The sequence below is a fragment of the Pandoraea commovens genome (genome assembly GCF_024704525.1).
Classification (GTDB): domain Bacteria; phylum Pseudomonadota; class Gammaproteobacteria; order Burkholderiales; family Burkholderiaceae; genus Pandoraea; species Pandoraea commovens.
Genome location: NZ_CP102780.1, coordinates 3,008,754 through 3,022,483 on the forward strand (window position 1 = coordinate 3,008,754; position 13,730 = coordinate 3,022,483).

Genomic DNA, 13,730 nt, shown 5'->3' on the forward strand with positions numbered 1-13,730 from the left:
GACATGTTTGCGAAGGTTCTCGTAGCGAATCGCGGCGCGGTCGCAGCACGCATCATCCGTGCGTTGCGCCAGATGAACATTCGTTCCGTGGCGGTCTGTTCCGAAGCGGATGCCACACTCCCCTATCTGGCGCAGGCCGACGAGGTGTACGCCATCGGTCCCGCACCCGCGATGTCGAGCTACCTCGATCAGGATCGCCTGATCGACGTGCTGGCACGCTCGAAGGCGGATGCCGTGCACCCGGGGTACGGCTTCCTTTCGGAAAACGCGACCTTCGCGCGCCGCGTGATGGAAACCGGGGCAACGTTCATCGGACCGTCGCCGCGCTGGATCGAAGCGATGGGGCACAAGACCCGCGCACGAGAGCTGATGGCTCGCTACGGCATGCCAATGTCACCCAGCTCGGGACTGCTCGACGACCATGCCGATTCGATCAGTGCCGCCGCACGCGCCATCGGATACCCGGTGCTGATCAAGCCAGCGGCCGGCGGCGGTGGCATCGGCATGGTGCCTGCGCGCGACGAAGTTTCGCTGCTTGCGGCGATCGCTCAGGCCCGCTCCGTCTCGCAAAAGAGCTTTGGTAACGGCGAGCTTTATCTGGAAAAGCTCATCGAGCGCCCGCGCCACATCGAGTTTCAGATACTGGCGGACAAGGCAGGTAACGCATGTCACCTGTTCGAGCGCGATTGTTCGGTGCAGCGCCGACATCAGAAGGTCATTGAGGAGTCGCCTGCCCCGCTATTGCCGCGTCGCGACATGGAGACCACTGCGGAGAAGATTGCCGGATTGCTTCAGGAGATCGGTTACGACGTCATCGGCACTGCCGAAACGCTGTTCGGCGCCGATGGCACCTGCAACTTCCTGGAGATGAATACGCGTTTGCAGGTCGAACACGCGGTGACGGAGGCGATCACGGGTATCGATCTGGTGACGTCGCAGATCCGGCTGGCGGCGGGGGAAGCGCTGGCGACGGTCATACCCGATTCGCCACGCGTGACCGGCCACGCTATCGAGGTGCGTGTGTACGCCGAGGATCCGGTGCGCTTCTTCCCGTCGCCCGGAAAGCTGGACACTTTCGAACTCCCTAAGGGGGATGGCATCCGCGTGGAGACTGGATATGGGCAGGGCAATACGGTCACGCCGTATTACGATCCGCTGCTGGCGAAGGTCATCGTGCACGCGACAGACCGCGCCGCGGCGATTCGCCGGATGCGCGAAGCCCTAAGTGCGACGCAGATCCGCGGGGTAAAAACGAATATCCCGTTCGCGCTCCAGGTGCTCGACGACGAGCTCTTTCAGCTCGGACACATCCACACCGGACTCGGGACCGATATTCTCGCTGCCGCACGTCATTGAGCTGGCCTCGCCGTCATGCATATTCTGGGCTGGACAGCGACTCGCCCTCGTTCCTCTGACTTCCGCAGCGCATTGACATATCGGAAAATCTCGATACAATCCCGCTCATGGATTTGCTCGAAATCTTCAAAGCGCTCTCGAACCGCACCCGCCTTGAGATCCTGAAGGGTCTGAAGGATCCCGTGAAGAACTTTCCGCCTCAGGACGAAGGCGACGTTCATACGGTGGGTGTTTGCGTCAGCAGCATTCAGGAAGGGGTCGGACTGTCGCAGTCGACCGTGTCCGACTACCTGGCAACGCTGCAACGCGCTGGCCTCGTCGAAGTGCGACGCATCGGTCAGTGGACCTACTACAAGCGCAATGAAGCCACCATCAGTGCCCTTGCCCGCATGATCGGGAAGGAGCTGTAATCGAAGTTCAATTTTTTTATCCCTAAATATCGATAAATCCCGATATCCCTTTTTATCGAATCAGGAGCTCTCAATGAAAGCAGTCGTGCTGAAGTCGTTTGGCGGTCCGGAATCGTTCGCGCTTGAGGAAGTGCCGACGCCCGTACCTCGGGCCGGACAGGTGCTGGTTCGGGTCCATGCCACGTCCATCAATCCACTGGATTATCAGGTGCGACGTGGCGACTATCCGGACCTCGTCCCGTTGCCGTCGATTACAGGACATGACGTTTCCGGCGTTGTGGAAGCTTTCGGGCCGGGCGTCACGGGCTTTTCCGTGGGCGATGAGGTCTGGTACACCCCGCAGATCTTCGACGGTCCCGGCAGCTATGCCGAGTATCACGTCGCCAACGAGCACATCGTCGGCAAGAAGCCCCCTTCCCTGACTCATCTCGAAGCGGCCAGTCTGCCTCTGGTGGGTGGCACGGCGTGGGAAGCGCTGGTCGAACGCGCGGCGCTGCGCGTCGGCGAGAGCGTTCTCGTTCACGGCGGTGCCGGTGGTGTCGGACACGTGGCGATTCAGCTCGCCAAAGCCATGGGCGCTCGCGTGTTGACGACCGCGCGTGAAGCAAACGTCCCTTTCGTCCGGGAAATGGGGGCCGACGTTGTGATCGACTACGAGAAGGAGGACTACGTCGACGTCATCCTGCGAGAGACGAGCGGCCGCGGCGTCGACGTCGTTTTCGACACCATCGGCGGCGACACCTTGTCGCGCAGCCCGGATGTGCTCGCACAACTTGGCTGCGTCGTCACGATCGTGGATATTGCGCAGCCGCAGAACCTCGTACAGGCCTGGGGCAAGAACGCCAGCTATCACTTCGTCTTCACACGGCAAAACCGGGGCAAGCTCGACGAACTGAGCGCGTTGGTCGAGCGCGGCCAGCTGCGGCCACATGTCGGCGCCATTTACTCGTTGGCCGACATTCCGGCGGCTCACGCCCTGCTGGAGCGGCGCAACAACGGTCTGCGGGGAAAGATTGCGATTGCGGTCGTTCCCTCGTCCGAAGCGTAATTCGTCGGCGTGCGCCGTCTGGCTTCGTGATGGGCTTTTCCGCCATCTCGACGGAAAACATCGAAAAAGGCGTGCTGACGTTGGCACGCCTGCTCGACGCCGCCGACTAGCAGCTACAGGTCAAGTACCAGCTTTCCCGATTTGCAGCCGGAAACGCAGATCGTCATTACCTCGCCGCTCGCCTGCTCGTCACGCGTCAGCACAGAGTCCCGGTGATCGGGCTCGCCTTCGAGCACACGCGTCTTGCATTCGCCGCACATGCCTTGCATGCACCCGTATGAGACCTCGACGCCCGCATCGAGCAGTGTCTGTAACAACGATTCCGACGACTTCACTTCCAGCGTGCGGCCCGAGCGTCGCAGCTCGACTTCGTAGTCCGTTGGCCGCTCGGCCGGTGCCTCACGCGGGGCAACTCGCTCGACGGATGCGCGCTCGCCACTCGGTTCGGCATCCGCCTGATCACCCGTAACGGGTTTGCGCACGCGCGGCGGATGGTAGACGACGAGCATTTCGAGTGCGTCGTCGCCGAGATTGCGGAACGAATGCGGCATCCCCGCTGAAATCGGGCTGACGGAACCGGCGCGGACTTCCGTCACCTCTTCCCCGACGCTCACCTCACCGTGACCTGAGAGCACGTAGAACAAATGCGCGTGCGGTTCGACGTGCGTGGGCGACGACCCGCCCGCGCCGACGGACGTCAACTCGATGCTGTACGCATTGCCGGTATAGGCGGCATCGGTCACCGTCTTGTAGCCAGACCGATTGATGAACAGGCCAGTCAGGGGAATCCAGGGAGCGTCGTCGACGTGCCAGGTGACGGGTTTGCCTTCGTCGGTCGTGGTGGCCTCGTTGGCCGACCCGGAAAGTTCGCTTGCAACGGCGTTCATGGTTGTCTCCATTCTGTTCTCGCCGGAACGCTTCGTATGCGCAGAGGCACAGCGGTCGAAGTGCGCGGCTATACTCGATCCATCGATTTGTCGATCCCGGCACTGATACTAGGAAATCGCCACAAGGCGAACAAGATTGATTCTGAAAATCGACCATGACATCGAAGAAGGATTTCCTGACGCGTGAGGAGGCGCTGGCGACGTTGGGCGTCAAGACCGCGACGCTCTACACCTATGTGAGCCGGGGTCTGATTCGCAGCACGCCCGCGCAGGGGACGAACCGGCATCTATATGCGCGCGACGATGTCGAGCGCTTTGCCGCTCGTGGCCGCGGACGTCTGCCGCGTGCCGTCGCCGCCGCGACGTCGATGCGCTGGGGCGAGCCTGTGGTGATGTCGTCCATTACGGCGATCGACGCACGCGGCCCGGCCTATCGCAATCGTCCGGCGGCAGACCTCGCCATGGCCGGATATGCGTTCGAGGTCGTGGCCAAGTTCCTCGTGACGGGACAGTGGCACGACGCCGAGGCCGACTGGCCGGCGACCCACGTCCCTCCTGATGTGCAATCGCTGCTGGACATGCGTGCCGGTGAGGTCGCGCCCGCCGACATCGGTCACTTCATGGCGATGCTCGCGCTCGCAATGAGCACACGGGGGCGCGATTTGCATGACGTCTCCAGCGAGGCGGCGATGCCTGCGCTACGCACGATGCTGGAGGTCTTTGCCGGGGGCTTCGGCTACCTGTCGCCGACGGGTCGCCATGTTGCGCGCAGGCCCGGCGAGCGGCTGGCCGTCCATGCGCTGCGTGCCAGCGGTGCGCCGGTCACGCCCGAAGCGGTTGCCGCTATCGACGCCACGCTGATCATCCTCGCCGACCACGAGCTTGCTCCGGCGACGTTTGCGGCACGCGTGGCCGCATCGAGCGATGCCGGTTTGTACAACTGCATCGCATCGGCGATCAGCACGCATGTCGGCTACGCGACGGGGGCGGGGACGGCACGCGTCGAGACCCAACTGTTCGAGACGTGCACGCCGAAGGCCTTATCGGGGAAAATCAAACGCGTGCGCGATCACGGCGTCGCGCTGTTCGGCTTCAATCATCCGCTCTACCCCGAAGGCGATCCGCGTGCAACGTTGATTCTTTCGCTCGCCGCCCGATGCGGTGCCGACCGTCCTGATGTTAAGCACATCCTGGGTTTCATCGAGCGCGTGAAAGACGAGACGAAGATGACGCCGGGCCTCGCTGTCGCGCTCGTCGCCCTCGCCCGTGCGCTGGACATGCCGCGCGGCAGCGCTGCGGCCGTCTGGATACTCGCACGCACCGCCGGATGGTGCGCCCACGTGGTCGAGCAATACGCGCAGGCGTTCATGTTGCGTCCGCGCGCCACCTACATTTCCTCCGTGTCATGAACCCTCACCGTATCGATTTCGCTTCGTTGTCCCTTTTCAATCTGATCGCGCGCACGGGCAGCATCAGCAAGGGCGCGGCGTTGGCGCACCTCGCGGTCGGCGCGGCCAGCAAACGGATCTCAGACCTGGAGCACGCGGTCGGCACGGCGTTGCTGGAACGTCATTCGCGCGGCGTGACGCTGACGGTCGCCGGTCAGGCGTTGTACCGGCACGCGCAACGCATCCTGACCGATGTCGATGTGCTGGCCGCCGAGCTCTCCGACTTCACCTCCGGTATCGTCGGCGTGGTGCGCCTTTGGGCCAACACATCGGCCGTGACGCAGTTCCTGCCACGTCAGTTGGCGAGCTTCACGAAAGCCAATCCCGGTATACGGATCGAGCTTGAAGAGAAGAACAGTAACGAGATCGTGCTGGCGGTACTCGACGGGCGCGCCGACATCGGCATCTTTGCGGATCGAACACCGGCGCTGGGCCTGCAATGCCTCGACTATCGCGAGGATCATCTGTGCCTCGTGGTGCCTAAGGGGCATGCGCTGTCACGTCGTCGCGAGGTGTATTTCAATGAAGTGCTGGACTACGATTTCGTCAGCCTGTCGGAGGGGACATCGCTCGCCAATCGGCTTCAGATGGAGACGGAAGCGCTTGGACGCCGTCTGAAGTTGCACATTCAGGTGCGCAGCTTCGACGCGATGTGTCAGATGGTGGCGGCGGGCATGGGCATTGCCGTACTGCCTTCCGACGCCGTGCGGGCGCTGGCGCGCTCGCTGAATCTGCGTCAGATCTCGTTGAAAGACGCATGGGCCGAGCGGCGGTTGCTGATCGGATTGCGCGACGTGAACGCCGTGCCGCGCCACGTCCGCACGCTGATCGAGCACCTTCGCTCGAGTCGCGACGCCTGATTCCCTCGACGCTCACGATCCCCCAAGATCCCACCCACTGTCCCTCCTGCATCACCAGCTTTCGCATTTCGCGAAAGCTCGGTTCGCGCCTTTGGGCTTCAGTCCTGACTTGCCTGCGACCAGAATTCCGGTACGCGCCACACAGAGCGCCGTTCTGGCGATGCAGTGCGAGTCGTCCGGCAAGTCCTCGCGCTTGCGGCCTCCGCTGCCATCCAATTCATCAGGAGACAGTCATGGCTCGCACCGAGTCGATTCCCGTTCCATCCACCGGTACGCTGGCGGACACCGAAATATCGCAAATCGTTCGCAAGATCGCCTGGCGCATCATGCCGTTGATCATGGTGTGCTACCTGTTTGCGTTCTTCGATCGCATCAACATCAGTTTTGCCAAATTCTCATTGCAGACGGATCTAGGGCTGAGCGACACGGCTTACGGGCTGGGCGCTGGCCTGTTCGTCGTGGGCTACGTGCTGTTCGAGGTGCCGAGCAATCTCATGCTTTACAAAGTGGGGGCACGACGCTGGATCGCCCGCATTATGGTCTCGTGGGGCATCGCTACGGCGCTGATGGTCTTCGTTCAGACCGAGTGGCAGTTTTACTTCCTGCGCTTTCTGATCGGCGCGATGGAAGCGGGCTTCGCGCCCGGCGTGCTGTTCTATCTGACGCTGTGGTTTCCTACGGCCTATCGGGGACGCATGACCTCCCTGCTTTTTCTCGCGTCGGCCTTTGCAGGCTTGCTGGGCGCACCCGCGTCGGGTCTTGTCCTATCGCATCTCGACGGCGTATTCGCCATCCGTGGCTGGCACTGGCTCTTTCTTGTGGGCGGTATCCCTTGCGTGCTGCTCGGCTTCGTCGTCTACAAAGTGCTTAACGACCGAATCGAAGATGCGCGCTGGCTCAAGCCTGCGGAGAAGTCTGTGCTGCTCGCCAACATCACGCATCAGAACCGACATATCGGCGGGCATTCGTTGCTCGATGCCGTAAAGACGCCGGGCTTCCTGACGCTGGGTCTCGTCTACTTCCTGATTCAGGTCAGCTCTTACGGCCTGAACTTCTGGGCACCCCACATGATCCGCGCGTCCGGTATCAGCAACTCGACGACCATCGGTCTTCTGACGGCGGTGCCCTACCTCTGCGGTGCGATTGCGATGGTGATCGTCGGGCAGTTGTCCGACCGGTCCGGCGAGCGCCGCAAGTACGTGATCGGACTGATGCTGCTGGCTGCGCTGGGCTTCTTCAGCGCGGGGATGTTCGACAAGCAGACCGCCGTGCTGGTGATCTCGCTCGCCGCCATCGGTGCAGGCGTCGTGGCTGCGATTCCCGCGTTCTGGGCGTTGCCTCCGAAGCTCGTGACCGGCGCAGGCGCCGCCGGTGGCATCGCGCTCATCAATACGCTGGGGCAACTGGGCGGGATCGTCAGCCCGGTCGTGGTCGGCAGGATCAAGGACATGACGGGTAGCACTACACCGGCGCTGTATCTGATCGGTGGCCTCGGGCTGGTCTGTGTGGTGATCCTGACGATTGCGATGCCGGAGAAGCTGCGAGCGCGTGACTGAAAGATCCGCTTTTTGAGAGACGACGTATGAAGACCGATGAACAAGACCGTCCCGATGTTGCGCTGCGCGGCATTCGGGTCATCGAAATGGGGCAACTGATTGCCGGGCCGTTCGCCGGGAAGACGCTGGGCGAGTTTGGCGCAGACGTGATCAAGATCGAGCCGCCGGGTGCGGGCGACCCACTGCGCAACTGGCGCATGCTCAAGGAAGGCACGTCAGTCTGGTGGCAAGTGCAATCGCGCAACAAGCGCTCGATTGCGCTCGATCTGCGCAGCCCCGAAGGTCAGGACATCGCCCGTCAGTTGATCGCTTCGGCCGACGTTTTGATCGAGAACTTTCGCCCGGGAACGCTGGAGAGCTGGGGCATGGGCTGGGATGTCCTGTCCGAACTCAATCCCGGGCTGATCATGCTGCGCATTTCGGGTTACGGTCAGACCGGCCCCTACCGCGATCTGCCGGGGTTCGGCGCCATCGGCGAAGCCATGGGCGGATTGCGTCACCTGACGGGCGAACCGGGGCGCGTGCCGGTGCGCTGCGGCATTTCGATCGGCGACACGCTGGCTGCCTTGCACGGGACCATCGGTGTCCTGACCGCGCTGCATCACCGCAAGGTGAATGGTGGCAAGGGACAGGTCATCGACGTGGCGCTCAACGAAGCCGTACTCAACGTGATGGAAAGTCTGATTCCCGAGTACAGCGCGTTTGGCGCCGTGCGCGAAGCCGCTGGCAGCGCCCTGCCCGGCATCTCGCCCTCAAATGCCTATCGGTGCACCGACGGCTATGTGCTGATCGCTGGCAACGGCGACAGCATCTTCAAGCGCCTGATGCAGACCATCGGACGTGACGATCTCGCCGAGGATCCCAGTCTCGCGGACAACGCCGGTCGCACGAAGCGTGTTGTAGAACTGGACGCCGCCATTGGCGTCTGGACGGCGACGAAGACCGTCGTCGAAGTGCTGGACGCACTGGGTGAGGCGCGTGTGCCCGCAGGCAAGGTGTACACCGTCGCGGACATCGTCGCCGATCCGCATTACCGCGCTCGCGACATGATCGTTTCGCAGACCACGCGCGACGGCTATGCGCTGGAAGTGCCCGGTGTCATACCGAAGTTGATGGGCACACCGGGCACGATCCGGTCGTCCGCCCCGGGACTTGGCGACGATACCGACGATGTATTGGCACAACTCGGACTCTCGGCAAAGGACGTCGACGTCTTAAGAAGCAAAGGAGTGATTGTATGACCGTGTGGCATGGCGGCGGCCGACGCATTTACATGAACGAAGTGGGAACCCGCGATGGTTTTCAGGCGGAGTCGGCGTTCATTCCAACCGACGACAAGATCGCGATGGTGAACGCGCTTTCGCGCGCGGGTATGAATAAGGTCGAAGTGACCGCGTTCGTGTCGCCGAAAGTCATTCCCGCGTTGCGCGATGCCGAGGCGGTGATGCAAAGGATCGAGCGCATGCCGGGCGTCGTCTACAGCGCGCTGGTGCCGAACCTCAAGGGCGCTGAGCGCGCGATGGCCTGCGGCGTGGGCGAACTGAATCTGGTGATGTCGGCCAGCGAGAGCCACAATCTGGCCAACCTGCGCATGACCCGTGATCAGTCCATCGACGCATTGAGCCAGGTCGTCGACGCGGCCAAGGGGGCTTCGGTTCCGGTGAATATCTCGCTCTCATGCGTCTTCGGCTGCCCCATGGAAGGCGATGTGCCGGAGTCGGACGTCTTCGCACTGTGCGAGCGCTTCGTGGGCGGCATGGGCGTTGCGGGCGTGACGCTGTGCGACACCACCGGCATGGCCTACCCCGGTCAGGTACGCACGCTGGTCAGCGAATTCAGGGCGCGGTGGCCTCAGACCGAATTGACGCTGCACTTCCACAACACGCGCGGCATGGGCTTATCGAACGTGCTGGCGGCCATCGACGCGGGGGCGGATCGCTTCGACGCGTCGCTGGGCGGCATCGGCGGGTGTCCTTACGCACCGGGCGCGACCGGCAATGTGTGCACCGAGGAAATTGTGCATGCGCTGGAGCTGATGGGGTACGACACCGGCGTCGATCTGGCGAAGTTGATCCATGCGTCGAATCGCCTTCCGGCGCTGATCGGACACGATACACCCAGTCAGATCGTGAAAGCGGGTCGTCGACTTGACCTCCATCCGCTGCCCAAGGATATGGACGCCATTCGGGAACGTGCGCTGGGCGTGACGCCACGCGCCACAGTCTGAAACGCGGCCCTCTGCTTTGCGTCTTCCAACGAAAAAAGGGTTCCGGGAGATCCCGGAACCCTTTGATGCTTCGCGCTACATAAAGGTCATTACAGCGCCATATCCGGCGTCTTCTTCACGACACCCGGATTCGCCATCGGCGCATTGTCGGGCACAACGCCATTCAGACTCGGCGGTGCGATGGCCAGTTGCAGCGTTTCGGCCGTCGTCGCCCACTCGGTGGCGAGCATCTGCGGATTGTCGTGGAGCTTCTTGCCGTAGCTCGGCACGATCTCGCGAATCTTCTGTTGCCACGCGGGCGTCTTCATCTGCTCCGGGAAAACGCGCTCGAGCAACGACAGCATGATCGCAGGCGAAGTCGAGCCGCCCGGCGATGCGCCGAGCAGGGCCGACACCGTGCGGTCGCTCGACACCACGACTTCCGTACCGAGCTTCAGTACGCCGCCCTTCTCCGGATCGTTCTTGATGATCTGCACGCGCTGACCGGCTTCCCACAGACGCCAGTCTTCGTTCTTCGCTTCCGGCATGTAGTGACGAAGCGCCGCCATCTTCTCGTCCATCGACAGTCGCAGTTGCTGCGCGAGGTACTTCACGAGCGCGAACTCATGCACGCCCACCTGCAACTGGGGAATGACGTTCGACGGCGTTGCTGCCTTCGCGAGGTCGAAGTACGAGCCGTTCTTGAGGAACTTGCTCGACCACGTCGCGAACGGCCCGAACAGGATGACCTTCTTGCCGTCGAGCACGCGGGTGTCCAGGTGGGGCACCGACATGGGGGGCGAACCGGTATCCGCGAGACCGTAGACCTTGGCCAGATGGCGCGAAGCAATCTCGGGCTTTTCGGTGACGAGGAACTCGCCGCCCACCGGGAAACCGCCGTATTGCTTGGCTTCCGGAATGCCTGACAGTTGCAGCAGCGGGAGTGCAGCGCCGCCCGCGCCGATGAACACATTGCGTGCATCCACCGTCTGGATCTTCGAGCTGTCGTTCATATCGAACGCGGATACGCGCCAGCTACCGTCTTCGTTACGGGTGATCGAACGGACTTCGTAACCGGTCGAGACCTTCACGCCGGACTTCTCGGTCAGGTGCTTGTAGAACTGACGGGTGATCTCGCCCAGATTGACGTCCGTGCCGAGCGGCGAGCGCGTGGCGGTGACCACCTCGTCAGGCTTGCGGCCTTCCATCATGATCGGAATCCACTCGGCGATCTTCGCCGGGTCGGTCGTCATTTCCATGCCTGCGAACAGCGGCGAAGCCTTCAGTGCTTCCACGCGCTTCTTGATGAACTCGCGGTTCTCTTCGCCGAACACAAGGTTCATGTGCGGCGTGGAATTGATGAACTCACGCGGATTGCCCAGCACGCCCTGGCGCACCTGATGCGACCAGAACTGGCGCGAGATCTGGAAGTTCTCGTTGATGTTGATGGCCTGCGTGATATGGACGTTGCCCTTATCGTCCATCGGCGTGTAATTCAGTTCGCACAGGGCCGAGTGACCGGTACCGGCGTTATTCCAGCCGTTCGAGCTTTCTTCTGCGACCTTGTCCAGACGTTCGAAGACTTCGTAAGTCCAGTTCGGCTCCAGTTCGGACAGATAAACGCCGAGCGTCGCGCTCATGATGCCGCCGCCGATCAGCAGCACGTCGACCTTACGGTCCGCCTTGGCGGCGCGGTACTGACTGCCGAAGAAGTACGAATATCCGGCCCACACCGCAGCGGCGCCAACGGCGGTGCCCAGGAATTTGCGGCGGGTAAAGCGCTTGCGGCCGCTACCTGGCACCGGCTTCTTATCGGTTTGAGTCATGGGAATCAGTCACCTTATCAATTACGTGTGGCGTCGCCATCTTCCACACGCCGGGGGGAAAGCGCACGCTTGGCGGGCGTGCTGGCGGGATTCGGACCGACAGACGTCATCCAGCCGGTGTTTCGGCAGATAGCACAAGCCGAGCATCGAAAACGCCGGATTGTAGCTGAAACCGTCTAAAACATGGGTGGAAACCCTAATATTGAAGTGGGGGTCAGATGAAATTTCCCGAGAAACAACGGCTTTTCACCCGCTTTCTGACCCTATTTCGACCCTATTTCGGCCTTAATCGAGCGTCTGCTTGAATATCCGCAAAGCCGAATCGTCTTGATGCTAAACGCGTGCGGGTTGACGTTCGAATGCCGTCCCAAAGCGGGACTTTGTTTTCGAAATGACGTGAATCCGGCAACATCGATCCTCTTAATACGATCCAGTCATTTCGGAGCGCGCAATGCCGGTTTTCATGTCCAGATTGATCCTCTACGTCCGTGATGTTGAGTTGTTGAAAGCGTTTTACCGGACGCATTTCGCCTTCCCTGTGATCGAAGAAATCGAGAACGAATGGGCGGTGCTCAAAGCCGGTGAAGTGGAGATTGCACTGCACCGCGTCGGCGCGGCCTATCGAGACCGTCCGTCGAGCGGCGAGACGTCGAACGCAAAACTCGTCTTCTCGGTGGAATCAGGGCTGGAGGATTTGCGGGAGGCGCTGCTTAACGCGGGCGTCAAGATGCGTGAAATGAAGCGCTACGATGGCTTCCCACAATCGATGTGCGATGGGGAGGATCCGGAGGGCAACGTCTTCCAGCTTTCACAGCGCGACTAGCTTCGGCTGAGATGGCGGTCGACGACGGCGTGCAACGCGTCGGTCCCGGCGAAGATCGTCTGGCCGCCGCCGTCATACGTCCCGTGCGCGTGGACGCCTAACCCGGCTTCACGGCAAATCACCGATCCGGCGGCGATATCCCAGATGCTTGTGTGTTTTTCCAGATAGCCGTCGACGAACCCGAGCGCAGCGAAGCCAAGGCCAATGGTGGCGCACCGATACTCGGCCAGGCCCCAACCCGATGTCCGCAACGCGTATTCGACCTGAGCGATTTCGGTGGCTGGCCAACGGGCGTTGTCGCCTACGGCTGCAAGATGAACGGACGGAAAGTCGATATTTCGTTCAAACGACTGCCCGTTGCGTGATACGCCGCGCCCGCGCGCAGCGCTTAGCGTCACGCCCAGCGAGGGATAGGCGATGACACCGACGACCGGCTCATCGTCCTCGACAAAACCCAACGACACGCCCCACAGCGGCGATCCGCGCAGAAAATTGGCGGTGCCGTCGATGGGATCAATGGCCCAGAAGGCGTTCGAGCCTTCTCCGCCCATCTCTTCCCCCATCACATCGTCTTCTGACAAGTCGATCGCCAGCGCTTCGCGAATGCGGCGTTCGATCATCCGGTCGGCTTCGGACACATATTCGCGCGCCCCCTTCTCCTCGAGCGCGAAGCGCCCGCGTGCGTCAAACAATTCAAGCGCCGAGCGCGCGGCCTCGTGGACGATGCGCACTGCGACGGCCAATCGGTGGTCAATGTCAGGCATAAATGAGGTTCGATGGCTGGCCGGAATCGGCTCACGACATTCTGGCTTTTTGACGCGACACTTTTGCGTCATTACCGACAGCGCTTCTCTGCGCCGGCCTGTCCCGAGCGGCGATGCTATGCTGCAAGTGCATTCGTTCGCATTCCCACCCGCGTCCGACGGAGGTCATCATGACGGAAACCGACGTACTGGCTATCGAACAGCGAGCAACGGCGCTCGTGCACGCGCAGGTGCTCGGCATGCTACTTGCGCACATCAATCATCTCGATGCCACACCCGCCCCTGCCTTCGATTGCTTCCGGCAGGCCGCAATGGACGAGATACGGCAATCACTGGTCGTTCGCTGCGGCATGTCCGGCCCGGCGTACGACGAACTCGAACGGCTCTTCGCCGCGCTAGCCCGTGCCTCGGACGACGTCTTCACCGTCGCCGATCACCACAACGCCCGATTCTTCCGCCAACTGCACGAACGAAAGGTCGCAGAAGAGCCTGCGCTGGACTGACGCGGACGGCGAAACACCAGCGTCGCGTCAGCGCCAGTCGCAC

The 13,730-nt window shown here is 62.0% G+C and carries 13 protein-coding genes; 10 read left to right on the forward strand and 3 right to left on the reverse strand.

What is annotated here, in order from left to right; genetic code table 11:
• The first annotated feature begins 3 nt into the window (after positions 1–3).
• The 3 genes from NTU39_RS13855 to NTU39_RS13865 all read left to right on the forward strand — a co-directional run bounded on the left by NTU39_RS13855 (position 4) and on the right by NTU39_RS13865 (position 2,814).
• Entirely contained in the window at positions 4–1,356 is a 1,353-nt protein-coding gene (locus NTU39_RS13855) for an acetyl-CoA carboxylase biotin carboxylase subunit (protein WP_150662658.1), read from the forward strand.
• Between the two features lie 107 nt (positions 1,357–1,463).
• Complete coding sequence (locus NTU39_RS13860; protein WP_150662659.1) at positions 1,464–1,766, forward strand: ArsR/SmtB family transcription factor; 303 nt, start codon at positions 1,464–1,466, stop codon at positions 1,764–1,766.
• 73 nt (positions 1,767–1,839) lie between these two features.
• Entirely contained in the window at positions 1,840–2,814 is a 975-nt protein-coding gene (locus NTU39_RS13865) for a zinc-dependent alcohol dehydrogenase family protein (RefSeq protein WP_150662660.1), read from the forward strand.
• 113 nt (positions 2,815–2,927) lie between these two features.
• On the opposite strand, the gene NTU39_RS13870 is transcribed toward NTU39_RS13865, so the two are convergent.
• Positions 2,928–3,701: a cupin domain-containing protein gene (locus tag NTU39_RS13870; protein ID WP_246184383.1), complete on the reverse strand. Its 774-nt coding sequence runs from the start codon at positions 3,699–3,701 to the stop codon at positions 2,928–2,930.
• Positions 3,702–3,856: 155 nt separating this feature from the next.
• Here NTU39_RS13870 and NTU39_RS13875 point away from each other — a divergent pair, with 155 nt between their 5' ends.
• The 5 genes from NTU39_RS13875 (at position 3,857) to NTU39_RS13895 (ending at position 9,792) form a co-directional block, all read left to right on the forward strand.
• Positions 3,857–5,110, forward strand: a complete 1,254-nt coding sequence (locus NTU39_RS13875; RefSeq protein ID WP_246184384.1) for a citrate synthase — start codon at positions 3,857–3,859, stop codon at positions 5,108–5,110.
• Positions 5,107–6,009, forward strand: a complete 903-nt coding sequence (locus tag NTU39_RS13880; protein ID WP_257957862.1) for a LysR substrate-binding domain-containing protein — start codon at positions 5,107–5,109, stop codon at positions 6,007–6,009. Before NTU39_RS13875 ends, NTU39_RS13880 begins: the two co-directional genes overlap by 4 nt.
• A gap of 233 nt (positions 6,010–6,242) precedes the next feature.
• Entirely contained in the window at positions 6,243–7,565 is a 1,323-nt protein-coding gene (locus NTU39_RS13885; RefSeq protein ID WP_257957863.1) for an MFS transporter, read from the forward strand.
• 26 nt (positions 7,566–7,591) lie between these two features.
• A complete protein-coding gene (locus NTU39_RS13890) occupies positions 7,592–8,806 on the forward strand; it encodes a CaiB/BaiF CoA transferase family protein (protein ID WP_257957864.1) in 1,215 nt (404 codons plus the stop codon).
• Positions 8,803–9,792 carry a hydroxymethylglutaryl-CoA lyase gene (locus NTU39_RS13895; protein WP_257957865.1) on the forward strand — a complete coding sequence of 330 codons (990 nt, stop codon included), beginning with the start codon at positions 8,803–8,805 and terminating at the stop codon, positions 9,790–9,792. Before NTU39_RS13890 ends, NTU39_RS13895 begins: the two co-directional genes overlap by 4 nt.
• Before the next feature lie 89 nt (positions 9,793–9,881).
• On the opposite strand, the gene mqo is transcribed toward NTU39_RS13895, so the two are convergent.
• Positions 9,882–11,597, reverse strand: a complete 1,716-nt coding sequence (gene mqo / locus NTU39_RS13900) for a malate dehydrogenase (quinone) (protein WP_257957866.1) — start codon at positions 11,595–11,597, stop codon at positions 9,882–9,884.
• A 451-nt stretch (positions 11,598–12,048) separates the two neighbouring features.
• Here mqo and NTU39_RS13905 point away from each other — a divergent pair, with 451 nt between their 5' ends.
• The gene (locus NTU39_RS13905; RefSeq protein WP_257957867.1) at positions 12,049–12,420 is read left to right on the forward strand and encodes a VOC family protein; all 372 of its coding nucleotides are present in this window, start codon (positions 12,049–12,051) and stop codon (positions 12,418–12,420) included.
• Here NTU39_RS13905 and NTU39_RS13910 read toward each other — a convergent pair.
• Positions 12,417–13,256, reverse strand: a complete 840-nt coding sequence (locus NTU39_RS13910; RefSeq protein ID WP_257957868.1) for an inositol monophosphatase family protein — start codon at positions 13,254–13,256, stop codon at positions 12,417–12,419. The genes NTU39_RS13905 and NTU39_RS13910 overlap by 4 nt on opposite strands.
• Positions 13,257–13,354: 98 nt before the next feature.
• Between NTU39_RS13910 and NTU39_RS13915 the strand changes: the two genes are divergently transcribed.
• The gene (locus NTU39_RS13915; protein WP_257957869.1) at positions 13,355–13,687 is read left to right on the forward strand and encodes a hypothetical protein; all 333 of its coding nucleotides are present in this window, start codon (positions 13,355–13,357) and stop codon (positions 13,685–13,687) included.
• Positions 13,688–13,730: the final 43 nt, after the last annotated feature.

Excerpts from the sequence above, each read along its gene's own strand:
- NTU39_RS13875 (WP_246184384.1), top strand. The coding sequence starts at position 3,857 with ATGACATCGAAGAAGGATTTCCTGACGCGTGAGGAGGCGCTGGCGACG.
- NTU39_RS13890 (WP_257957864.1), top strand. The coding sequence starts at position 7,592 with ATGAAGACCGATGAACAAGACCGTCCCGATGTTGCGCTGCGCGGCATT.
- NTU39_RS13895 (WP_257957865.1), top strand. The coding sequence starts at position 8,803 with ATGACCGTGTGGCATGGCGGCGGCCGACGCATTTACATGAACGAAGTG.
- NTU39_RS13870 (WP_246184383.1), bottom strand. The coding sequence starts at position 3,701 with ATGAACGCCGTTGCAAGCGAACTTTCCGGGTCGGCCAACGAGGCCACC.
- NTU39_RS13915 (WP_257957869.1), top strand. The coding sequence starts at position 13,355 with ATGACGGAAACCGACGTACTGGCTATCGAACAGCGAGCAACGGCGCTC.
- NTU39_RS13885 (WP_257957863.1), top strand. The coding sequence starts at position 6,243 with ATGGCTCGCACCGAGTCGATTCCCGTTCCATCCACCGGTACGCTGGCG.
- NTU39_RS13880 (WP_257957862.1), top strand. The coding sequence starts at position 5,107 with ATGAACCCTCACCGTATCGATTTCGCTTCGTTGTCCCTTTTCAATCTG.
- NTU39_RS13865 (WP_150662660.1), top strand. The coding sequence starts at position 1,840 with ATGAAAGCAGTCGTGCTGAAGTCGTTTGGCGGTCCGGAATCGTTCGCG.
- NTU39_RS13910 (WP_257957868.1), bottom strand. The coding sequence starts at position 13,256 with ATGACGCAAAAGTGTCGCGTCAAAAAGCCAGAATGTCGTGAGCCGATT.
- NTU39_RS13905 (WP_257957867.1), top strand. The coding sequence starts at position 12,049 with ATGCCGGTTTTCATGTCCAGATTGATCCTCTACGTCCGTGATGTTGAG.
- mqo (WP_257957866.1), bottom strand. The coding sequence starts at position 11,597 with ATGACTCAAACCGATAAGAAGCCGGTGCCAGGTAGCGGCCGCAAGCGC.
- NTU39_RS13860 (WP_150662659.1), top strand. The coding sequence starts at position 1,464 with ATGGATTTGCTCGAAATCTTCAAAGCGCTCTCGAACCGCACCCGCCTT.
- NTU39_RS13855 (WP_150662658.1), top strand. The coding sequence starts at position 4 with ATGTTTGCGAAGGTTCTCGTAGCGAATCGCGGCGCGGTCGCAGCACGC.